This is a genomic window from Candidatus Poriferisodalis sp., assembly GCF_965204125.1.
Classification (GTDB): Bacteria; Actinomycetota; Acidimicrobiia; order Acidimicrobiales; family Poriferisodalaceae; genus Poriferisodalis.
In genome coordinates this window covers 989811-1012929 of the sequence record NZ_OZ241968.1, presented here as the reverse complement: position 1 = coordinate 1012929, position 23119 = coordinate 989811, and the positions used below count along the sequence as shown (strand labels likewise).

Here is a 23119-nt window from a genome sequence, read left to right as displayed (position 1 = left end):
CCCCGCCGCCACCGGCTAGGTGCGCACGGCGTCCGCGCCGAGCAGCTCCCGCATCGGCCCGGCCAGCGTGCGGGCATCCACCCAGCGCGACTCCGGCAGCTGCACGACCGAGTCGCCCACGCGGATGTGCACGGGCGCATCGCCGGGGTAGTCCGACAGCATCTGCTCGAACGCTTCCAGCCAGTGGTCGTCGATGTCCACCCGCTCCACGTCGAGCGACACCGGCACGGGCCCCTTGCGCAGCTCCAGCGGCTCCACCTCGTTCGCCAGGAACGTCGTCTCGCCCTCGCCGCGACGGTCGGGCCGGCCCCGCACCAGCACCACCGCATCCTCGGCCAGCGTGGCGCCCGCGGCAGCGAAGCCCTTGGGGAACAGGGTGACCTCGATCGAGCCGGACAGGTCTTCGAGCATGAACCGGGCCATCGGGTCGCCGCCGCGCGTGTAGCGGCGCTGCAGGCTCTGCACCACGCCGCCCAGCGTCACCCACTGCTGGCTGCCGTCGTGGCTGGGCTGCAGGTCGCCAAGCCCCGACACCTGGCAGGTCACCGATCGCCGCAGCTGGGCCTCGCCGCCGCGCAGCGGATGGTCGGACACGTACAGCCCGAGCAGCTCCTTCTCCCACGCCAGCGTGTCGCGCTCGGAGGCGTCGATGTCGGGCACCTCGATGCGCTCGTCGAAGCCCGGCCCGCCGTCGTCGCTGCCGCTGCCGGCCTGGCCGTTGCCGCCGCCGAACAGCGACTGCACCCCGGCTGCGGCCTCCTCCCGCCGGCGCAGCGCCGACTCGACGATCTGCTCGAATACGCGGAGCAGCCCCGCCCGGCTGTGCCCGCACGTCTCGAAGGCGCCTGCCTTGATGAGCGACTCGGTGAACCGCCGGTTGAGCACCTCCCGAGGCACACGCATGCAGTAGTCCTCGAAGTCGGCAAACGGCCCGTTGGCCACACGCTCGTCGAGGATCGGCACGGCCACCCTCTCGCCCACGTTGCGTACCGCCGACAGCCCGAACGGGATGGTCCGCCCGTCGGCGGTGAAGTCGAGCTCGGAGCGGTTGATGTCGGGCACCAGCACGTCGATCCCCGACTGGCGGCAGTCGGCCAGGTACACGCCTGCCTTGTCGATGTTGCGCTTCGAGCCGGTCAGCACGGCCGCCAGGAACTCGGTGCGGTGGTTGGCCTTCAGGTACGCCGTCTGGTAGGCGATCAGCCCGTAGGCGAAGGCGTGACTCTTGTTGAACGCGTAGTCGGCGAACGGCTCGATGATGTCGAAGAGCTGCTTGCCCAGGTTTTCCGTGTAGCCCTTCGCCACACTGCCTTCCACGAACTTGGTGCGGTGCTCGGCGATCTGCTCGCGGTTCTTCTTGCCGCACGCCTTGCGCAGGTCGTCGGCCTCGGCCATGGAGTAGCCGGCGATCTCCTGGGCCACCCGCATCATCGACTCCTGGTAGATCATCAGCCCGTAGGTCTCTTCAAGCAGCTCGGCGAGGTCGGGGTGCGGCGGGGTGGCGGGCTGGCGGCCGTTCTTGCGGTGCGCGTAGCTGTTGTGCATGTCGGCGGCCATCGGCCCGGGCCGGTACAGCGCCACCAGCGCGCAGATGTCCTCGAACCGGGTGGGGCGCATCGACTGCAGCAGCGACCGCACTGGCGTCGACTCGAGCTGGAACACGCCCATCGTGTCGCCGGCGCACAGCAGCTCGAACGTGGCGGCGTCGTCGAGCGGCACCGCGTCGATGTCGAGGTGCGTGCCGCTGCTGCGCTCAACGAGCTGCACCGCATCGTCGATGATCGACAGCGTCCGCAGCCCCAGGAAGTCCATCTTCAGCAGGCCCAGGTCTTCCACGCCGCCCATGTCGAACTGGGTGACGATCGGGGCCTCGTCGGGGTCGGTGCCCGACTCGGGCTTGCGCTGGATGGGCAGGTATTCGGTGAGCGGCTCGGGGCTGATCACCACCGCGGCGGCGTGCACCGAGTCCTGCCGGATGAGGCCCTCGAGGCCGCGGGCCACGTCCACCACCTCGCGCACCTCGTCGTCGGTGGAGTACATGGTGCGCAGCTCGGCAGCGGCTGCGTACCCGTCGGCGTGCTTGTCGTCGGGTTCGAGGCAGGCGCCCAGCGGCGTGTCGCGCCCCATGATCAGCGGCGGCATGGCCTTGGAGATGCGGTCGCCCAGCGAATAGGGCTTGCCCAGCACCCGGGCTGCGTCGCGCACCGCCGCTCGTGCCTTGATGGTGGAGAAGGTGATGATCTGCGCCACGTGGTCGTGGCCGTACTTCTGGGCCGTGTAGCGGATCATCTCGTCGCGGTAGCGGTCGTCGAAGTCGATGTCGATGTCGGGCATCGAGATGCGGGCCGGGTTCAGGAACCGCTCGAACAGCAGGCCATACTTGATCGGGTCGAGGTCGGTGATGCCCAGGCAGTAGGCCACCACGCAGCCGGCCGCCGAGCCCCGCCCCGGCCCCACCCGGATGTTGCTCTCGCGGGCATGGCGGATGAGGTCCCAGGTGATCAGGAAGTAGCTGCTGAAGCCCATGTCGGAGATGACCCGCAGCTCGTATGCGATGCGTGCAGCAGTGCTTTCGGGCACGTTCGAGCCCCAGCGCCGCTTCGCCCCCTCGAACGCCAGGTGCGACAGGTAGGCGTCGGCGTCGGCGTGGGGAGCGGGCACCTCGAAGTGCGGCAGCAGCACCTGGCCGAACTCGATGTTGGTCTCGGCTCGATCCGCGATCGCCAGCGTGTTGTCGCACGCCTCGGGGAACTCGCTGAACAGCTCCCGCATCTCCTTGGCCGACTTGAGATAGTGATGGTCGCCGTGGAACTTGAACCGGTCGGCGTCGCTGCGCAGCGACCCGGTCTGCACGCACAGCAGCGCGTCGTGCGCCACTGCATCGTGCTGGTGGGTGTAGTGCAGGTCGTTGGTGGCCAGCAGGGGCGCGTTGAGATCGTGAGCGATCTGCAGGAGCTGCGGGTTGCAGTCGTGCTGGGCGTCGATGCCGTGGTCCTGCAGCTCCACGTACAGCGAGTCGCGGCCGAAGATGTCCTGCAGGCGCCCGGCCCGGCGGCGGGCCTCGTCGTAGTCGCCGTTCAGCAGGGCCTGCTGCACGACGCTGCCGAGGCAGCCGGTGGTGGCCGTGAGCCCCTCGGCGTGGTCGGCGAACATCTCCCAGTCCATCCGGGGCTTGTAGTAGTAGCCCTCGAGGAAGGCCCGGCTGGCCAGCTTGAGCAGATTGCGGTAGCCGGCGTCGCTGTGGGCCAGCAACGTCAGGTGGTAGTAGAGCTTCCCGCCGCCCTCGCCGTCGTCGCCGGTGTCGTCGACCTTGGCGTTCTTGGCCCGGTTGCGGCTGGGGCGCTCGTGGCGGCTCTCGAGCGCCATGTAGGCCTCGGTGCCGATGACCGGCTTGATGCCGTACGTCTTGCAGGCCCGGTAGAAGTCGAGGACGCCGTACATGTTGCCGTGGTCGGTGATGCCCAGCGCCGGCTGGCCGTCGGCTGCCGCCGCCGCGACCACCTCATTGACGCGCGCCGCGCCGTCGAGCAGGGAGTACTCGGTGTGGGTGTGCAGGTGCACGAACGACGCTGCCACGCTGTTCCTCGATCTCGTCCAAAACGGCCCGTCTGTCGAACATAGACGGGTCGCATTTGCGCGCGGCGAACCCGCGGGCAGCCCGCGACCCGAGATGCGCAAAACCCCAAGAAACATGGTTGGAGGGCCGCTCGCAGGGTTGCATCATGGAGGCATGGCTTCGGAGCAACGCGCGGATGTGGACGAGCTGGAGCTCGACGCCGGCGCTGTGCTGCCCTGCGACGAGCTGAACAGCGTGCTGGTGGTCGACGATCCCCGCCCGGGCCTGTGGGAGCTGGTCGACAGCGGCTGGGCCGATGAGCACCTTCCCGAGCTGCCCGCGCTGGCGCTGGAGCAGGACCCGATCCACCGCCACAAGGACGTGCTTGCCCACACGATCGCCGTGGTGGCCCAGAGCCCGCCCCGCCTGCGGGTGCGCCTCGGCGCACTCTTCCACGACATCGGCAAGCCGCTCACCCGCGAAATCACCCACAGCGGCGTGACGTTCCGCAACCACGAGGCGGTGGGGGCGAAGATGACCCGCCGCCGCATGCCCGAGATGGGCTACAGCGACGATCTGACGTCGCAAGTCGCCCGCCTGGTGCACCTGTCGGGCCGCTTCAAGGGGTACGACACCGGCTGGACTGACGCAGCGGTGCGCCGGTATGCCCGCGACGCCGGGCCGCTGCTGGGCGATCTGAACGACATGGTCCGCAGCGACTGCACGTCACGCAACGTGAAGCGTGTCGAGGCCCTGCACGACGCGCTCGACCGCTTCGAGGTGCGCATCGCCCGGCTGGCCCGCGAGCAGGCCCACAAGGAGCTCCGCCCCGAGCTGAACGGCGACGAGGTGATGACCCATCTCGGGCTCTCGCCGGGGCCCGACGTGGGCCGCGCCATGAAGTTCCTGCTGGAGCTGCGCCGCACCGAAGGCGAGTTCGGCGACGCCGAGGTCCGCCGCCGCCTCGACGCCTGGTGGGCCGCCGCCTCCAACCAGGCTGACGACACTCGCTGAGCACGACGCGCCGTCGGGTCAGCCACAGCTCAAGCGTCGGGACCCGGCAGTAGCTGCGGGCGCGTCGGGCGCTCGCTCTAGCGTGTGCGCTCGTGGAATGGGTCGCGAATCCTGAGGTCTGGATCTCTCTGGTCACGCTGACGGTGCTCGAGATCGTGCTCGGCATCGACAACGTGATCTTCATCTCGATTCTTGCCGGACGGCTGGGCGGGAAGGAAGCCGAGCGCGCCCGCGTCGTGGGCCTGTCGCTGGCCATGGGCATGCGGGTGCTCTTGTTGCTCGGCATCTCGTGGATCGTGCGGCTCACGACGCCGCTGTTCTCGGTGTTCGGCCATGAGCTATCAGGGCGAGACCTGATCCTGCTGGGCGGCGGGCTGTTCCTGCTGGGCAAGTCGACATTCGAGATCCACCACAAGCTGGAAGGCGACGACCACGATGATGCGGGCGACCGGGCAGGCGCCACGTTCACCAGGGTCATCATTCAGATCCTGCTGCTGGACCTGGTGTTCAGCCTCGACTCGGTCATCACTGCGGTGGGCATGGCCGACCGGGTGGGTGTGATGATCGCTGCGGTCGTCATTGCCGTCGGCGTGATGCTGTGGTCGTCAGGACCGGTGATGCGCTTCGTGGGCAAGCACCCGACGGTCAAGATGCTGGCGCTGGCGTTCCTGCTGCTCATCGGCATGTCGCTCGTGGCCGAAGGCGCCGAGTTCCACATCCCGAAGGGTTACATCTACTTCGCCATGGGCTTCGCGGTGCTGGTGGAAGCGCTCAATCTGCGGATGAAGCGGAACCGTCAGTCAGCCACGCCGCCCGTCGAGTTCCACGAGCGCCGCATGCCCGAATTCGCACCTGCTGGTGATGCGAATCCAGCCAGCAACGAGGACAGCGGGACCGCCGACACTCCGCCCGGCGATCCAGGGGACGCTCCCTAGACGCGCTCCCTAGACGTCGGCGTCGCTGCCGCCGTCATCGGCCACCTCGGCCTCGGTGACGTCCGCGTTTGCCGAGCGGTCACGAAGCTGTTCGGCGAGCTGACGCAGCCGCTCGACGGTGTCTGCGTTGTCGAGCTCGCCCAGGAACTCAGGCAGCCGGATGCCCGCCTGGCTGGCAACTTCGTGCAGCGGGGGAAGCGCGCCGATGAGGCCGGAGATGAAGTTGGCGGTGGTGCCGTTCTCGCCATTCGGACCGCCGCCGGAATCCCACACGGTGATCTTGTCGATCTGCAGGTTCGAGATGGCCTTCACCTGCTCGGCCACGAGGTTCGGCAGTTGCTCGGCAACCAGCAGCAGCGCTGCTTCTGGCGCTGCACCGCCGCTGGCAGTCACCAGCGCGCCCAAGCCCTCGGCGCGGCGGGTCAGCAACGCCAGCAAGCCCAATGCCTCGGCTTCCATCAGCAGCCGCTGACCGTCGGCCTCGCCGGCCTTGACCAGCCTGATGCGGTCGGCCTCGGCCTCGGCCAGCGTCCGCACCCGCTCGCGTTCCACCTGAGCGGGCACCACGATGTCAGCGTCCTGCGCGGCCTTGTCGCGCTCGGCGCGCACCCGCTCGGCTTCTGCCTCAGCCATGAACGATTCCTGTTCGGCCTGGGCCTGGCTGACGCGTTCGGCAGCGTTGGCAGCACGTTCGGCTTCGGCTTCCTTCTGGCGCCGCTCGCTGGCAGATTCGGCGATCACCACATGCGATTCGTTCTCGCCTTCGGTTGCAATGGCGTTGGCTTGTGCCACACGGATGCGCTGCTCGCGCTGGGCCTCGGCGGCGCCGATGTCGCCGTCGCGCTCCTGCTCGGCCACCTTGACCTTCGCCTCGCTGATGGCGCGGGCCGCTGCTTCGCGGCCGAGGGCGTCGATGTATCCCGATTCGTCGGTGATGTCCTGAATGTTGACGTTGATGAGGCGCAGCCCGACCTTGCGAAGTTCGAGCTCGAGCGACTCGGTGATGTTGGTGATGAGCTGCTCGCGGTCGGCATTGATCTGCTCGATCGGCATCGTGGCAATCACCACGCGCATCTGGCCGAAGATGATGTCGCGGGCCAAGTTCTCGATGTCCAGCAGCGACAGGCCCAGCAGGCGCTCCGCAGCATTCTGCATGACACCGGGCTCGGTCGAGACACCGACCGTGAACGTTGCTGGAGTATTGACCCGGATGTTCTGCTGGGAGAGCGCTCCCTGGAGCTTGATCTCGATGGGGATCGGTGTCAGATCCAGGTATGCGTAGCCCTGCACGATGGGCCACACCATGGCTCCGCCGCCGTGCAGGCACCTCGCCGACTCGCCTTCCCCGCCGACGCGTCCATAGACCACGAGGATCCGGTCGGATGGACAGCGCTTGAAGCGCGACGAGATCCACAGCAGGGCGATCAGCAGGATGGCGAAGATGCCACCTGCAAGGGCGATGACGGCCATATTTGCCTCTCGTAGTGAATGGTGGGGAAGGTCAGGCTAGTGAGGTGCCACGAGCACGGTCGAAGGGTCGACGACGCCGACGACGGTGATGGCAGTCTGCGCTGGCAGGCTCTCGTCGGACTCCGTGAGGGCATTGATGACCCGCATGCGTCCCTGCACCATCACTTCGACTTTGCCGGGTTTCGAACGGTTCGCAGCAACCGTGAGATAGACGGTGCCGTGTGCGCCCACGGCGGACTGGTAGTCGACCGAGCCGCTCTCGCCGAGCTTCGCAAACGAGCGCCACAAGAAGCCCACGGCAAGGAACACTGCGAGCCCGGCGGCGATGGCGACGCCGACTGACAGAGCTGTGGAGCGGTCTGCCTGCTTCATGAGGACGCCCGTCCAGCCGAATGCAAACGAGAACGCGGTCAACGTCCGGATCGAGAGGAACCCGCTGCTCGGGTCCTCGTCGCCGATGTCGACATCCGCTCCGATGCCGAATGCCAGCAGCGCAATCTGCACCAGCAGGAAGAAGCTGGAGATGAAGGCGATCGCATAAAAGATCTGCAGATCGCCGGTCAGAGCCTGCCACCAGTCGCCCATGAACTGCCTCCCTGCGGGAACTCTACGTGTCGGTGCGGGCCGCCCGTCTGCGCGGATTGCCGCAGACGGTGCTGCCGGGAGGCGGGGGGAGGTTCTAGCTGAGGCGGCGTTCGGTCAGGCCGCCTGCCGGCGTCCAGGTTTCGACGACGAGATGTTGACCGTCGACTCGCACGAGTACGGCGTGAGCGATTCTTACGGTGAACAGGGCCATCGGGGTCGCGTCGTCGATTTCGTGGTGATGCCCGCGCATGAAAGTCTCGAGCTGGTCGGCGTCGGCCGGCACCGCCGTGCCCTCGATGCGGGCATCGCCTGCTTTCAGCTCCCCGCTCTCGGGCGCTGAGTGCAGCCCGAACCGGGAGTCGCGCCGCAGATCGGCGGCCTTGCGCGAGTTGCGGTCCATCCCCAGCCAGAGATGGCCATCGCGGATCGGGGCTTCCATGCCCGACATCCGGGGGGCGCCGTCGGCACGGATCGTGGCCATGACTGCGTGCAGGTGACTCTCGAAGCGTTTCTGGATGCGTGCGGCCAACTCCGGGCTGGCCGCAGCAAACGCTCCCCAATTCACGTCGCCGCCGTGCGCGCCCATCAGGTCACCTCCGCTGTCCGTCCTGCGTGATTCTGCACCAGCGCTGTAGGTACGGTCAGCCACCGTGAGGCTCGCACACGCATCGGCGGCACTGATGGCAGCGGGAGTGCTTCTGGTCGGAGGGTGCGGCGTCGGCCCCGGCGGTCAAGACGGCCCGGCCGCCGGTGGGCAGCACGGTGCTGCCGACGACGCTCCCGCGGCTGCGGTGACAGCGCCGCCAGCGCTACGGACCATTCCGGCCGTCAGTACGACGAGCGGACCGCCGGACACGGCGAAATCGGCGGACAGCGCCGGCAACGCAGACGATCCGAGCGGCGCAGGCACGGGACCTGAGTCGACAACTGCGCCGCAGACGAGCGCGCCAGCGGCTGGCGATGCAGCTCCGTCGCTCGCCGAGACTCGGTTCGCGTTGGTGCCGGTGGCTGAGATCGACGCGCCGGTCGCACTTGCTGCTCGGCCCGGGACCGGCCAGCGGTACGTGGCGACGCTGACCGGGCAGGTGTGGCTGCTGGACCTCGCCGATGGCGCTGCTGCCGGGGCCGCTCCGCAGCTCGTGGCCGACATCGGTTCGAGGGTCAGCCAAGGGTGCGAGAACGGGTTGCTGGGCATCGCATTCAGTCCCGACGGATCGCAGCTCTACCTCAGCTATACCGACACGGCCCGCAACAGCCGGATCGCCGTGATGCCCATGGACGGCGAGACGCCCCAGACCGACCGGCGCCGGGTGCTGCTGGCGCTCGATCAGCCGGCGTGCAACCACAACGGCGGCGACCTGACGTTCGGGCCCGACGGGAACCTGTGGATCGGCTTCGGCGACGGTGGCGGGGCGGACGATGTCTTCGGCCAAGGCCAAAACCGCTCCACCCTGCTGGCCACGATGATTCGCATCGATCCCAACCCTGCCTCGGGGCAGGGCTACGGCATTCCCGCCGGCAACCCCTTCGCCGCCAGCGGCGAAGCTCCGGAGGTGTGGGCGTACGGCGCCCGCAACCCGTGGCGCTTCTCGTTCGACCGGCGCACCGGCGACCTGTGGATCGCCGATGTCGGCCAGAACCGGGTCGAGGAGATCCACGTGCTGCCCGCTGCCGAGGGCTGGCTGCCGGGCGCCAACCTGGGCTGGCCGCTGTTCGAAGGCAACGAGCGCTTCAGCGGCAGCGGGACGCCCGCCGATCTCGTGTTCCCCGTCTACACCTACACCCACGACGACGGCTGCTCGGTGACCGGCGGCTACGTCTATCGGGGCAGCGCGATTGCGGCGCTGGAAGGCACCTACGTGTTCGGCGACTACTGCACGGGCGATCTGTGGGGCCTGGTCCGCGGCCCCGATGGCGCAGCCGAGCGCATCGATCTGGGCGTGTCGGTGCCGCGCAACACGCTCGTGTCGTTCGGCGAGGACGCTGGCGGCGAGCTCTACGCGCTCAGCGCAGCCGGCACGGTGTACCGCCTAGCAGCTGTAGAGCCCTAGCGGCCACGGCTTCGCTGCGCTATCCGCTCCAGCTCCCCATTCTCATGCGATTGGCCTCGCGGGCCGCCCGGGCCCAGGGCTCAACCGCTTACTCGGCGTCGGCCCCGGCCTCAGTCTCCGGCTCGATCTCGGGCTGCCACTCGCCCCAGGTGACGTCGGTGATCAGGCGATGCATCCATCGGGGCTGGCCGGTTTCGATACCCCACCCGTTCACCCCGCGAGCCCGGTCCCGGAACCAGCCGATCAGCGATTCGATGGATCCCGAGGCATAGATCAGATGGCTGTCATCGGGCGACCAGAGCGCGAAGCGCGTCGGCTCGGGCAGGGCATGCACGAGCTTGACGTCGTCGTCCGGCGAGCCGGGGGAGTGGACATAAAGCGCTTCCCGCTCCGGGACGCCGTCGCCGTCGTCGTCGTGGTGCGCCACGTAGGCAACCCGTCCGTCGTCGGACCACGGAAGCGAATTGCCGGACTCTGCCAGCGTGGTTGTGCCGCCCGTACCGTCAGCTCGCTGCATGCGGGCGATCAAACCCGTCACATCGCCGTCGGCGTCGCGCACCATCTCGGTGTAGGAGAAGAACGTGCCGTCGGGAGACCAGAAAACCCATCCGGCCGCGGTCGGGTTGAGTTCGCCGATGTACCGCTTCGAACTGCCATCGCGATGAGCGACCCACGATTGCTCGGGTAGCAACCAGCCGGTCACCGAACGGTCGGTCCTGGCCCCATACTCGAGATACGTGCTGTCGGGCGACCACCCCAGGAAACTCGCATCGGGCGCGATGCTCACCGGCTCGCCATTGCCGTCCACTGAGTTGATGCGCAGCTCGGTCGAGCAATCCTCCGGATCGACTGCTTCGTAGGCAATGTGCTGCCCGTCGGGCGACCACGGGTTGACGATGACCACGCTCCACGCGGGGAACGCGATTGTGTCGACGCGGCGCGCATCGCTGCCGTCGGCATCCACGATCCACAAATCCCAGATATCCGCAGATTCGCCATCGCCACAGTCCTGCGGCGTGGCATAGAGGAGGTGCCTACTGTCCGGCGACCAGCGCAGGATGATGGCGTCGGCGGCCAGCGTGACCGGCGCGGCGCTGCCGTCGGTCGGCTCGATGCGCGCCTCGTTGACGTCCTCGCCCGTCTCAAGATCAGTGTGGTCAGTGACGTAGGCCATGTAGGCGCTGTCACGCGACCAGATCACATCCCGGATGTCGCCGTAGTACCAGGTGCGTGCATCCATCTGGCCCAGGCTGCGCTGCGCGGTGCCGTCGGCGCTGAACAGCAACGCCTCGAACGAATCGAGGAGGTCGTTGTCGTTCGTGTCAGCGTTGTTCCAGAGGAGGAGGTGCTCGCCGTCGGGCGAGGGCCACGGCCACGTGCCCTCGGGGACCACCAGCTCGGCTTCGCCGTCGGGGGCTGCGACCAGCACCTGCTCCTCGTCGTCGGCCCACGTCAGCCGCCCGTCGCTGCGGTGCCATTCCCAGCCGTTGTGGTCGACGCTGCGCAGCCTGCGATCACTGCCGTCCGCCCGAACCGTGAACAGCGTGGAGCCGACGCCCCGGATGCCCGATGCCTCGGTAAGCGCCAAGAAAGGTGGCCGTTCGCCGTCGTCGTCGGCAGCCGGTCGGACCCGTTCGCCCCTGCTGATGGCCGCGAAGGTCGTGCGTGCGTTGCTGGTGAGCGTTGCCACCTCCACGGCGGGGGACGGCGTGTCGGTTGCAAGCGCAACCCGCTCTACCGAGACATCGGACTCGATGGCCTCCAGCAGTGCCTCGACCGCTGCCTCCGCGGCCATGCCCGCTTCGTCGGCGAGCCCGGCGAAGACGATCCGCGCAGGCCGGTAGTCGGTGATCAGCGACACGGTGGCCTCGGACAGGCCGTCGGCGATCGTGGCAGGCGAGAAGTAGGTGACGGCGACATCTTCGAAGCCTGCGGCGAACTCCCTCGCAGTGTTGACGTCGGCGTCGTTCCAGCCGTCGGCCACGATCAGCACCATGGTGTCGGGGCCCACGCGGTTGGGCGTGTCCAGCCCGATACGGGCAGCCGCAGCGGCCGTCTCGGCGCGGGTGGCGCCGTCGAGCTGCTGCAGCACGCCCCACCGGTAGGCCGAACGCACTGCTGCGGTCAGCTCGTCCATCACCGCTGGCGGCACGGCGTCGGGACCGCCGAGGACCATCACACGATCGGGCGCAAATGCAGCGATGAGCTCGGAGAGCTCCGCAGGCACGCCATCGGCGCGCAGGCAGGCGGCGGCCGCGTTGCGGGAATGCCGGGCCAGTTCCACCGCCGCCACGGTGTCGGCGGAGCGTTCACAGTTCGCCAGCACCAGCGTCAGATTGGGCCCGCTGCGCACATAGTTCGTCGGCCGATCCTGCGCTGCTGCGGGCGTTGCCAGCAGCACGGAACCCAGCAGGGCTGCGAGCGCCACCGCTGCAGCGGCGGCTCGCGCCCGCCTCCCGCGCCGCCGACCCGACCGTGCGTGAGGACTCGCATGTGTATGAGGCATCTTCATCGAGGCGGGATGCTATCGCTGGGCCGCCAAGCCACCGGGCCGCGGCCGATGCTCAGCGGGGCTGCCATTCACCCCAGGTGATGTCGGTGACGACGCGATGCGTCCAGCGCGGTTCGCTCGTGGCCACGACCCACCCATCAGATCCGCGCCGGCGACTGATGAACCAGTCCAAGAGGAGCTCGGCGGGACCCGATCCATACCCGATGTAGTCGCCGTCGGGCGACCACTGCCCTCCCGGCGTGATGTCGGACAGCTCGTACACGAGCGTCACGTCGGCATCGGGCGCACCGGCGGTGTGCACGCGCAGCGCGCGGCGATCGATGGTGCCATTGCCGTCTTCGTCGTAGTGCGCGACGTAGGCAACGCGCCCGTCAACCGGCGACCACGCAATGATGTTCCCCCGTTCGGCGACGACCGTCGGCCCGCCGATGCCATCGGCCCGCTGCACCACTGGTCGGCCACCGATGACGTCGCCATCGGCGTCACGCAGCGTCTCCGTGTACGCCAAGTGATCGCCGTCGGCCGACCACAGCAACGACCCGAACACCGTGGGCTTGGCCTCGCCGAGCTCGCGCCGGTCGCTGGCGTCGAGGCGCACCACCCACGCATGCTCACGCAATGGAATGCCCTTGCCCGGCGTGCCGACGGTAATCCCATAGCCCAGGTGCATGCCGTTGGGCGACCAGCCGAGCAGCCGACCCTCGGCAATCGGCTCGAGCGCGGTGGCTTCTCCGCCGGCCGTGGTCACCTTCACGTGCTGCGAGCAGTCGGCCGGGTCGAGCGATTCGTAGGCGACGTGGGCGCCATCAGGCGACCACAGGTACAGCAGGCGCCACTGGATGCGATCGATGAAGCCCAGGTCGCGGGCGTCGCTGCCGTCAGAGCGGGCGATCCACAGGTTCTGGCTCTCGTTTCGCCCATTGCCGTCGCAGTCGCTCGGGGTGCCGTAGGCGAAATGGCTGCCGTCGGGCGACCAGCCCAAGAACGTGACATCTTCACCGAGGGTGACGGTCGGCGCGCGCGCATCGAACGTTTCGATCCGCGTGGTCGACGTCTGCTCGCCCGTCTCGGGGTGGTCGGTCAACTCGACGTACGCGAAGCGCCTCCCGTCGGGCGACCAGTTGGCGAGCGGCAGGTCCGAGTACAAGAACGTGCGGTAGTCCACCACGCCCAAGCGGCGGGTCTGGCCGCTGCCGGCACTCCACACATGGGCCTCGATGCGGTTGCGGGGGCCCTGCCGGGAGGGCTCGGTGAACCGGAAGGTGACGACATGGCTGCCGTCAGGCGACCACGCCGGGTAGCCGCCGGCTTCGACGAGCACCCGGTCGGAACCGTCGGGTGCTGCGGTCCTCAACCGCCCATCGAGATTGGACCAGCTCAGTTGGCCGTCGCCCGGATTCCAGGCCCAGCCCCGGTGCTCCTCCGAGCGCAGCTCGCGCCCCGATCCGTCGGCGCGAATCGACCAGAGCCTCGCTCCCCTGCCACTTCCCAATGGCCCCCGTGCCGAGCTTGCTGCGAAGAGAGGTGGCGACGCCTCATCGGCTGCATCGGGTTGGTGGGTGCCCTCGACGATGGACGTGAAGATCTCGCGTGCCCGCTCGACCGACGGTGAGGCCTCGGGAGTGAAGAAGCGAGGTTCGCCGGCTTCGGCGACTCGCTCGATATCCACGGTCAGCTCGTGTGCGTCGAGCGTTGCCTCGATTGCCGCTTCGGTGACCGACCCCACCTCGTCCGGGAGACCCACCACGACGACCCGGGCAGGCCGGTAGTCGGCGATCAGCGCAGCCGTGGCGGCGGGCAGACCGTCCGCAATCGTGCGCGGCGAGATGTAGGCAACGGCAGCGTCGGCGATCTGCCCGGCAACGTCGGCCGCGGTGCGGACCTCGCTGCCGTTCCAGCCGTTGGCCACGATGAGGGTGACCGCGTCGGGGCCGGCCACGTCGGGGTGTTCCAGCGACACGCGCGCCGCCAATGCAGCGGTGTCGATCCGGGTGGCGCCGTCGAGGCGTTCGACGATTGCCCAGCGGTACGCCGCTCGCACGGCTTCCGTCAGCTCGGCCATCACCGCAGGCGGCACCACAACCTCGCCTCCCACCACGATCACGCGGTCGGGTGCGAAGTCGGCGATGAGCGCGGCGGTGTCCGGAGACAGGCCGCTCGGATCGACGCACACCTTTGCCGCGTTGCGGGCGTGGGCTGCCAGCGCTTCCGCGGCCGCGTTGTCGGCGGGGCCGGGGCAGCTCGCCACCACCAGCGTCAGATTCGGCCCGCTGCGCACGAAGTTCGACGGCTGTTGTGCAGCGGCCGGCATCGCAGGCAGAGCAAGCGCCAGCGCCGCGACCAGCGCCACCGCCGCTTTCACTGGCCGGTCAGCTTGCGGTTCTTGATCTTGGCCTTGACGTAGTCGCGGTTCATGAACGCGATGAAGTCGAGGCTGATCTCCTTCGGGCAGGCCTCCGTGCACTCGCCGTGATTGGTGCACGAGCCGAAGAACTGCTCCATCGTCTCCACCATGGCCTCGGTGCGCTCCCAGCGCTGGGGCTGGCCCTGGGGGATCAGGTTGAGATGCGCCAGCTTCGCCGAGGTGAACAGCTGCGCCGCCGAGTTGGGGCAGGCCGCCACGCACGCCCCGCAGCCGATGCACGCTGCTGCGTCCATCGAGGTGTCCGCAGCCTCCTTCGGCACCGGCGTCTGGTTGGCGTCGCCGACCGCACCGGTATTGACCGAGATGTAGCCGCCGGCCTCGATGATGCGGTCGAACGAGCTGCGGTCGACCACCAGGTCGCGCACCACTGGGAACGCCTTCGCCCGGAACGGCTCCACCGTGATGACGTCGCCGTCGGTGAACTTGCGCATGTGCAGCTGGCAGGTGGTGGTGGCCAGCTCGTGGCCGTGCGCCCGGCCGTTGATCATGAGGCTGCACATGCCGCAGATGCCCTCGCGGCAGTCATGATCGAACTCGATCGGGACGTCGCCGCCCTCGATGAGCCGCTCGTTGATGATGTCGAGCAGCTCCAGGAACGACATGTCCTCGCTGATGTTCGGGGCGTCGAAGGTGTGGAACCGTCCCGGAGCGTCGGGTCCGTCCTGGCGCCAGATGCGCAGCGTGAGGCTCAAGGTGCCGCCATGGCTGGCCTGGCCGTTCACGCCGTTTGTCCCGCTCACTTGTAGCTCCGCTGTGTCAGTGCCACTTCCTCGAACTCCAGCTCCTCGACGTGACGGGTCTGCACGGTGCCGGTGTCGTGCCATTCCCAGGCGGCCACGTGCGCGAAGTTCTCGTCGTCGCGCTGCGCCTCGCCCTCGGGCGTCTGGTGCTCGGCCCGGAAGTGCCCGCCGCAGCTCTCCTCGCGCACGAGCGCATCGCGGGCCATCAGCTTGGCCAGCTCGAAGAAGTCGGCCACCCGGCCGGCCTTCTCCAGGCTCGAGTTCAGGTTGGCCCCCGAGCCCGGCACGCGCAGATCGGCCCAGAACTCGGCCTCCAGTGCCGGGATCTCCGAGAGGGCCTTCTCGAGGCCCGCCGCGGTGCGCTCCATGCCGATGTAGTCCCACACGATCTTGCCCAGCTCCCGGTGGAACCAGTCCACCGAGCGGGTGCCGCCGATCGACAGGAACCGCTGCGTGGCGTCGTTCACCTCCGACACTGCCTGCGCGAACACCGGGTCGCTGAGCGGCACCACCGGCTCGCCCAGGCGGGCCGCCAGGTCGTCGCCGATCGTGTACGGCAGCACGAAGTAGCCGTCGGCCAAGCCCTGCATGAGCGCCGAGGCGCCCAGCCGGTTGGCCCCGTGGTCGGAGAAGTTGGCCTCGCCGATGGAATAGCAGCCCGGCACCGTGGTCATCAGGTGGTAGTCGACCCACAGCCCGCCCATCGTGTAGTGGATAGCCGGGTAGATGCGCATCGGCACTGCGTAGGGATTCTCTCCCGTGATGCGCTCGTACATGTCGAAGAGGTTCCCGTACTTCGCCGCCACGGCGGTGTGGCCGTCGCGCTCGATCACCTCGGAGAAGTCGAGGTACACGCCGTTGCGCAGCGGGCCCACGCCCTTGCCCTGGTCCACCACGGTCTTGGCATTGCGGCTGGCCACGTCACGCGGCACCAGGTTCCCGAAGGCCGGGTATTTGCGCTCGAGGTAGTAGTCGCGCTCCGACTCCGGAATCAGGTCCGGCGAGCGAGCGTCGTCGAGCTGTTCGGGCACCCAGATGCGGCCGTCGTTGCGCAGCGACTCCGACATCAGCGTCAGCTTCGACTGGAACTCGTCGCTGGCGGGGATGCAGGTGGGATGGATCTGCGTGTAGCAGGCGTTGGCGAAGTAGGCGCCGCGCCGGTGCGCCCGCCACGCCGCGGTGACATTGCACGCCATGGCGTTGGTGGACAGGTAGTAGACGTTGCCGTACCCGCCGGTGGCCAGCACCACCGCATGGCCGGTGTGCGCTGCGATCTCGCCCGAGATGAGGTCGCGGGTGACGATGCCGCAGGCCCGCCCGTCCTTGGTGACGAGGTCGAGCATCTCGGTGCGCGTGTAGAGCTCGACGCCGCCGGCCGCCACCTGCTTGGCGAGCGCCTGGTAGGCGCCCAGCAGGAGCTGCTGGCCGGTCTGGCCGCGGGCGTAGAACGTGCGGCTGACCTGCGCCCCGCCGAAGGAGCGGTTGTCGAGCAGGCCGCCGTACTCGCGTGCGAACGGCACGCCCTGGGCGGCGCACTGGTCGATGATGTTCAGCGACACCTCGGCCAGGCGGTGCACGTTGGCCTCGCGGCTGCGGTAGTCGCCGCCCTTGACCGTGTCATAGAAGAGCCGGTGCACCGAGTCGCCGTCGTTGGTGTAGTTCTTCGCCGCGTTGATGCCGCCCTGGGCTGCGATCGAGTGCGCCCGGCGGGGCGAATCGTGGAACGTGAACACCTTCACCCGGTAGCCCAGCTCCGACAGCGATGCCGCTGCGGAGGCGCCCGCCAGGCCGGTGCCCACCACGATGATCTCGAAGCGGCGCTTGTTGTTCGGGTTGACCAGTTTCATCGAGAACTTGTGGTCGGTCCACTTGCCGGCCATCGGCCCGTCGGGCACGCGGGCGTCGAGCACGCCGTTCATAACCATCTCAGTGCGCCTCCGCCTCTGCCTCGAGACACTCCAGGCCGGTGGTGTCGTTGACCGGGCAGTCCCGGTTGTCCTCGTCGACCAGGCCGGCTTGCACCAGCACCGGGAATGACAGGTTGCCCACCAGCACCACGCCGGCCAGCGCCGTGGCCAGGTTGCGGCGCAGCCCGTTGTAGCGCGGGTTGTTCACGCCGAGGCTCTGGAACATGCTCCAGGTGCCGTGAAAGATGTGGACGGCCAGCGCCACGTTGGCCACCACATAGATGATCGCCACCGGGATCGACGACAGCGACTCCACCACGTTGTGGTACGGATCGCCCCGCACGTAGGCGTCGCCCAGCCACCAGCCCCACGTCAGGTCGGCCAGGTGGAACAGTACGTACAGGCCCACGATGGGACCCGTCCAGCGCATGGTGCGCGAGGCGTAGTTGGCGGCGATGTAGTCGCGCTTGGATGCGTACTTCTTGGCGCCGCCCACGAAGCCCGCTCGCTCCGAGGCCAGCCGGCTGCGCTCTTTCAGCGTGTACGCCGAGTGCAGGTGCACCACGAACATGGCCAGCAGCCCGACCCGCATGATCCACAGCAGCAGCGTGCGGGGCAGCAGCCCGCCGCCGAGGTCGCGCAGCGTCTCGGCGTACTCGTACATCCGCGAGGGGCCCTCGTAGAGGTGCAGGTTGCCGATCATGTGAACGATCACGAAGCCCAGCAGCCCGATGCCCGTCCACGCCATGACCCACTTGCGGCCGATCGCTGACTGGTAGATGTTCAGCGGGAACGGCAGCGGGCGCTTGGTCTTGAACACCGGTGCAGACCCGGCGGCCTGCGTGGCAGTCGGCGCCATGTGTTCCTCCCGTGCGTGGCGTGGTGCGGCGATCGGCGCGGTCTGCCTCTGGGGCCGTTCGCGCCAGGGCCGTACGGTACTTGCAGATCAGCTCACGCGTCCGTTCGCCTCACGGGTGCTGCCCGAGTCCCGCCTTTGGGCGGATCTGGGTTTGGGGGCGGGTGGGGTCGGCTGCCTGCATGGCTTGGCGCACGGTGCGATCGGTCCATGAGCCGCGCCGTGGCGCGCGTCGCCGGCTGCCGGGTGGATGCACCAGCTGCCACGCAGCGATGCTGGGGTGGTGGCCGGCGTGATCGGCTGCTGCTGCGGCGGCTTGGGCAGCGAGCGCGCGCAGGCCGCGTTCGGCGCCGGTGAACACGCTGGGATCGAGCGTGACCTGCTGGCACAGCAGCCGGCCGTCGGTGTTCGCCGATTCGTAGAAGCTGGGATGGCTCAGCTCGTGCTCGATGACGCGCAGGGCATCGAACCCGTCACGGCGCGGCTCGCCGTTCACGGCCAGCCTGCCGCGGCGGATCGACACGGTCCGGATGCCCGTCGGGAGCCTGACTGCGTGGCTGGAGCGTCCGTCGATGGCGACGTCGATGTCGATGCAGTAGAGCGCCTGGTCTCCCAGCCCGGCGGGCCACCACAGCGACGGCCGCTCCAGTGCAACCAGCCATTCCAGCTCGTTGCGCCCGCGTGCCAGCACAGGTTCTGACAGGGCCAAGCCATCGCCCAGCGACGCGACCTGGCGGGTGGCGTCCTGCGACCAGCCGGCATCTGGGTCATCGGCGGGCAGCACCGTGGTGGTGACCTCGCATCGATGCGTGCCGGCACTGTCGACGGTGGCAGCAATGCGCAGCACTGCCCGGTCAGGGCTGGCCTCGATCACCAGCGCACGCACCCGCTCGATGCGCGCCGGCCCGGTCCGGCTGATCCAAACCTGGGCGTTCTCGCTCTGAGGCACTCGAACGGCGCCGTGAGAGCCCTCGACGGCAATCAGGTGCTCGCTGCCGCCGCGCAGCAGATGGCCTACCTCGAACGCGTGCTCGATGTGGCGTCCCCGCAGATCCCCGAGATACGCGCCGTCGAGCCAGAAGTGGCCGAGTTCGCACAGGCCGCTCGCCACGAGCCACCAGCGCACCTCTGGGTGAGCATCAGCATCGAGCTGCAACGTGAGATCGGCTGGCAGATCGAAGTGACGTCGATAGAGCACGCCGGGTTCGTCGCCGAAGCCCGGATCAAGCCACCAGCGTCCCGGATTTGCCGTGGTCTCCCAGCCCCGCTCGTCAAGTGCCCGATCGGCAACCGTGCGCCATTCGCCGTGTTCTGCCGCCCGAACCAGCCAATCGCCCGCCGGCGCCTGGGCGTCTCCGCCGGCAGCAGAGGCCAACGACCAGACGTATGGATCGACCGGGCCCACATCGCGACCGTACCGACCTGCGCGGCCTCGAAGCGGGCGGGTAGGTTGCCCGCCATGACCCAACCCACCACGCTCGGCGAACTGCGCAAGATCGGCTGGGTCTCCCGGCCGGTCAAAGAGGAGATGCGCGCGAATGCCGCCAAGGCCATCGCCGCGTCCGAGCCGCTGTTCGAAGGAGTGCTGGGTTACGAGAACACGGTTTTGCCCCAGCTCGAGAACGCCATGCTGGCCGGCCACGACGTGGTGTTCCTGGGAGAGCGGGGCCAGGCCAAGACCCGCATGATCCGCTCGCTGGTGAACCTGCTCGACGAGTGGATGCCCTACATCGAGGGCTCAGAGATCTTCGACGACCCCTACAACCCGGTGTCCCGCCACGCCCTTGATCTGGTTGCCGAGCACGGCGATGACACCCCCATCGCTTGGGCCCATCGCAGCATTCGCTACGGCGAGAAGCTGGCCACGCCCGACACGTCGATCGCCGACCTCATCGGCGAGGTCGACCCGATCAAGGTGGCCGAGGGCCGGTACCTGTCCGACGAGCTGACGCTGCACTACGGCTTGGTGCCGCGCACCAACCGGGGCATCTTCGCCATCAACGAGCTGCCCGACCTGGCCGAGCGGATCCAGGTGGGCCTGCTGAACGTGCTCGAGGAACGTGACGTTCAGATCCGCGGCTACAAGATCCGCCTGCCGCTCGACGTGCTGCTGGTGGCCACGGCCAACCCCGAGGACTACACCAACCGGGGCCGCATCATCACGCCGCTGAAAGACCGCTTCGGCGCGCAGATCCGCACCCACTACCCGCTCGATGTCGACACCGAGATGGACATCGCGTCGGCGGAGGCCCGCCCGCTCGACCTGACCGAGATGGGCGAGGGCGTGGTGGTGACGCTGCCCGAGTTCATGGCCGAGATCGTGGCGACCTTCAGCCATGTGGCCCGTGCCAGCAGCCAGGTCAACCAGCGCTCGGGCGTGTCGGTGCGCATGACCGTCACCAACACCGAGACGCTCGCTGCCAACGCCACCCGCCGGGCGCTGCAACGCGGCGAGCGGCACGTGGTGCCCCGTGTCAGCGACCTGGAATCGCTCATGAGCTCCACCGCCGGCAAGATCGAGATCGAGTCGATGGAGGAGGGGCGCGACGGCAAGATCGTGGAGACCATGCTCAAGGCGGCCGTGCTCGAAGTGTTCAAGAACCGCTTCTCGCCCGACGAGCTGAGCGACGTGGTTGCCAGCTTCGGCGAGGGCAAGGTGGTGCACACCGGCGACGACCTCGGCTCTGAGGCCTACATGGAGCTGCTCGCCGGCAACCAGGCTCTGGCGGTTGCCGCTGAGTCGCTGGTCGCCGCCGCAGCCGATGCGCCGTCGGACGAAGGCGCAGCGCCCGCAGTGCTGGCTTCGGCCGTGGAGCTGGTGCTCGAAGGCCTGCACCTGTCGAAGCGGCTCAACAAGGAGCACGTGGGTGCGCGAGCTACCTACCGCTCGCGTGGTTAGACGCGGCCGCTCACACCGCGTGACAGAGTGAAGTTCATGCGGGCCTGCGTTCGATTCCCGAGGCGCTTGCAGCAGAAACGTCCGACGGGGCTGGCACAGTGATCCGCTGGCGTCGGGCCCGCCGCGAGGGCGCCCGGTTCCGCTACTCGGCGTGGGACGGCACCCAGACCGGCTTCGACTTCGACGCGGAGAGCCTCTTCGCCGAGATGACCGACGACCTGCTGTACCACGGCGACCTCAATGCCGCCCTGCGCCGGCTCATGCAGCAGGGCTTCACCGACTCAGAGGGCAACCGGCTCGAAGGCCTGCGCGAGATGATCGAGCGGCTGCGCGACCGGCGCAAGGACATGCTCGAGCAGTTCGACCTCGGCGGCGTGTACGACGACATCGCCCGCGAGCTCGACGAGATCACCGACACCGAGCGCGAGGCGCTGGAGGAGTTTGCGCAGGACGCAGCCGACAGCGGCGACGAGCGTCGCGAAGAGATCGCCCAGTCCAGCGCGGCGGAGCGCAACCTGCAGCTCGACATGCTGCCCCCCGATCTGGCCGGGAAGATGCGCGGCCTGCAGAGCTACGACTTCGAGTCGCCCGAGGCCCGCGAGCAGTTCAACGAGCTCGTCGAGCGGCTGCGCCAGGAAGTCGCCCAGAGCTACTTCGACCAGATGACCGGCGCCATGGGCAACATGAGCCCCGAAGACCTGGCCCGCACCAAGGACATGATGGCCGAGCTCAACCAGATGCTCGAACAGCGTGCCCGCGGCGAGGAGCCCGATTTCGAGGGCTTCATGGATCGTTACGGCGATTTCTTCCCCGAGAACCCGCAGACGCTCGACGAGCTGCTCGAGATCATGGCCAAGCGCATGGCGGCCATGGCATCGATGCTGAACTCGATGACACCGGCCCAGCGTCAGCAGCTCGCCGACCTGGCATCGCAGCTCATGGACGACATGGACCTGCAGTGGCAGGCCCAGCAGCTCGCCCAGAATCTCCAGCAGGCGTTCCCCGACATGGGCTGGGACCGCAACTATCAATTCGGAGGCGACGATCCGCTGTCGATGTCCCAGGCGGCCGATGTGCTCGCCCAGCTCGGCGACCTCGACGCGCTGGCCGAGATGCTGCAGGGCGCCGTCAGCCCCTCGGCGCTGGCAGAGGTGGATCCCGAGCGGGTGCGCGAGCTGCTGGGCGACCAGTCGGCCGAGGCGCTTGAACGGCTCAGCGAGATGGCGCGCATGCTCGAGGAATCAGGCCTCGCGCAGCACACCGAAGGACGCTTGGAGCTGACGCCGCGGGCGTTGCGGCGCATCGGGCAGAACGCGCTCGGCGACCTGTTCAACCGCCTGATGGACGACAAGGTCGGCAGCCACCAGGTGCGCAAGTCGGGTGTCGGCAACGAGTTCGCGTACGAGACCAAGCCGTACGAGTTCGGCGACACGTTCAACCTGAACATCGAGCGCACCGTGCGCAACGCGGTGGCCCGCCAGGGAACCGGCACGCCGGTGAGCCTGACGCCGGACGACTTCGAGATCGAGCGCTCCGAGCTGCTGTCGCGGGCGTCGACGGTGCTGATGCTGGACCTGTCGCTGTCGATGCCGATGCGCGACAACTTCCTGCCCGCCAAGAAGGTCACGATGGCGCTGCACTCGCTGATCTCCACGCAGTTCCCGCGCGACTACCTGGGCATCGTGGGCTTCGCCGAGTCAGCCTCGGAGCTGACCGCCGCGCAACTGCCGGAGGTGTCGTGGGACTTCGCCTACGGCACCAACATGCAGCACGGCTTCATGATCGCCAGGCGCCTGCTGGCCCGCCAGACCGGCTCGAAGCAGATCATCATGATCACCGACGGCGAGCCCACCGCTCACCTGGCTCGTGACGGGCGGCCGTACTTCGCTTACCCGCCGGTGCGCGAGACCATCGAGGCCACGCTGCTCGAGGTGGCCCGGGCCACCCGCGAGGACATCCGCATCAACGTGTTCATGCTCGATCCGAACAGCTACCTGCGGGCGTTTGTGGAGAAGATGACCGAGATGAACGGCGGGCGGGCTTTCTTCACCAGCCCCCACAACCTGGGCGACTACGTGCTGGTCGACTTCCTCGAGCACCGCCGCAAGCTCATCACGAGCGGCCGCCAGTAAGCCGAGCCGGTCACCGGCCGGCAGCCGGTGGGGACGA

The 23119-nt window shown here is 68.4% G+C and carries 15 protein-coding genes; 5 read left to right on the top strand and 10 right to left on the bottom strand.

Going from position 1 to position 23119, the window contains the following annotated elements; genetic code table 11:
- Positions 1–15 precede the first annotated feature (15 nt).
- Complete coding sequence (gene dnaE / locus ACOGXD_RS04780; RefSeq protein WP_419916767.1) at positions 16–3576, bottom strand: DNA polymerase III subunit alpha; 3561 nt, start codon at positions 3574–3576, stop codon at positions 16–18.
- Between the two features lie 154 nt (positions 3577–3730).
- Here dnaE and ACOGXD_RS04775 point away from each other — a divergent pair, with 154 nt between their 5' ends.
- Both ACOGXD_RS04775 and ACOGXD_RS04770 read left to right on the top strand, forming a co-directional pair.
- Positions 3731–4570, top strand: a complete 840-nt coding sequence (locus ACOGXD_RS04775; protein WP_419916766.1) for an HDIG domain-containing metalloprotein — start codon at positions 3731–3733, stop codon at positions 4568–4570.
- A gap of 92 nt (positions 4571–4662) precedes the next feature.
- Complete coding sequence (locus tag ACOGXD_RS04770) at positions 4663–5505, top strand: TerC family protein (RefSeq protein ID WP_419916765.1); 843 nt, start codon at positions 4663–4665, stop codon at positions 5503–5505.
- A 9-nt stretch (positions 5506–5514) separates the two neighbouring features.
- Here ACOGXD_RS04770 and ACOGXD_RS04765 read toward each other — a convergent pair whose 3' ends face one another.
- The 3 genes from ACOGXD_RS04765 to ACOGXD_RS04755 all read right to left on the bottom strand — a co-directional run bounded on the left by ACOGXD_RS04765 (position 5515) and on the right by ACOGXD_RS04755 (position 8146).
- Complete coding sequence (locus ACOGXD_RS04765) at positions 5515–6975, bottom strand: flotillin family protein (protein ID WP_419916764.1); 1461 nt, start codon at positions 6973–6975, stop codon at positions 5515–5517.
- A gap of 36 nt (positions 6976–7011) precedes the next feature.
- Complete coding sequence (locus ACOGXD_RS04760; protein WP_419855195.1) at positions 7012–7560, bottom strand: hypothetical protein; 549 nt, start codon at positions 7558–7560, stop codon at positions 7012–7014.
- A 94-nt stretch (positions 7561–7654) separates the two neighbouring features.
- Positions 7655–8146: a pyridoxamine 5'-phosphate oxidase family protein gene (locus tag ACOGXD_RS04755; RefSeq protein WP_419916763.1), complete on the bottom strand. Its 492-nt coding sequence runs from the start codon at positions 8144–8146 to the stop codon at positions 7655–7657.
- Between the two features lie 64 nt (positions 8147–8210).
- Between ACOGXD_RS04755 and ACOGXD_RS04750 the strand changes: the two genes are divergently transcribed.
- Positions 8211–9611: a PQQ-dependent sugar dehydrogenase gene (locus ACOGXD_RS04750; protein ID WP_419916762.1), complete on the top strand. Its 1401-nt coding sequence runs from the start codon at positions 8211–8213 to the stop codon at positions 9609–9611.
- 88 nt (positions 9612–9699) lie between these two features.
- On the opposite strand, the gene ACOGXD_RS04745 is transcribed toward ACOGXD_RS04750, so the two are convergent.
- The 6 genes from ACOGXD_RS04745 to ACOGXD_RS04720 all read right to left on the bottom strand — a co-directional run bounded on the left by ACOGXD_RS04745 (position 9700) and on the right by ACOGXD_RS04720 (position 19456).
- Positions 9700–12123, bottom strand: a complete 2424-nt coding sequence (locus ACOGXD_RS04745; protein WP_419916761.1) for a hypothetical protein — start codon at positions 12121–12123, stop codon at positions 9700–9702.
- A gap of 52 nt (positions 12124–12175) precedes the next feature.
- Positions 12176–14485, bottom strand: coding sequence for a hypothetical protein (locus ACOGXD_RS04740; RefSeq protein WP_419916760.1), 2310 nt, complete (start codon positions 14483–14485; stop codon positions 12176–12178).
- Complete coding sequence (locus ACOGXD_RS04735) at positions 14482–15240, bottom strand: succinate dehydrogenase/fumarate reductase iron-sulfur subunit (RefSeq protein ID WP_419917353.1); 759 nt, start codon at positions 15238–15240, stop codon at positions 14482–14484. Before ACOGXD_RS04735 ends, ACOGXD_RS04740 begins: the two co-directional genes overlap by 4 nt.
- Positions 15241–15284: 44 nt before the next feature.
- Positions 15285–17207, bottom strand: a complete 1923-nt coding sequence (locus tag ACOGXD_RS04730; RefSeq protein ID WP_419917352.1) for a fumarate reductase/succinate dehydrogenase flavoprotein subunit — start codon at positions 17205–17207, stop codon at positions 15285–15287.
- 7 nt (positions 17208–17214) lie between these two features.
- Positions 17215–18054: a succinate dehydrogenase cytochrome b subunit gene (locus ACOGXD_RS04725; protein WP_419916759.1), complete on the bottom strand. Its 840-nt coding sequence runs from the start codon at positions 18052–18054 to the stop codon at positions 17215–17217.
- 109 nt (positions 18055–18163) lie between these two features.
- A complete protein-coding gene (locus tag ACOGXD_RS04720; RefSeq protein WP_419916758.1) occupies positions 18164–19456 on the bottom strand; it encodes a hypothetical protein in 1293 nt (430 codons plus the stop codon).
- 54 nt (positions 19457–19510) lie between these two features.
- On the opposite strand from ACOGXD_RS04720, the gene ACOGXD_RS04715 reads away from it, so the two are divergent.
- Positions 19511–20950, top strand: coding sequence for a sigma 54-interacting transcriptional regulator (locus tag ACOGXD_RS04715; protein ID WP_419916757.1), 1440 nt, complete (start codon positions 19511–19513; stop codon positions 20948–20950).
- Positions 20951–21048: 98 nt separating this feature from the next.
- Positions 21049–23082, top strand: coding sequence for a hypothetical protein (locus ACOGXD_RS04710; protein WP_419916756.1), 2034 nt, complete (start codon positions 21049–21051; stop codon positions 23080–23082).
- The last annotated feature ends 37 nt before the right edge of the window (positions 23083–23119 follow it).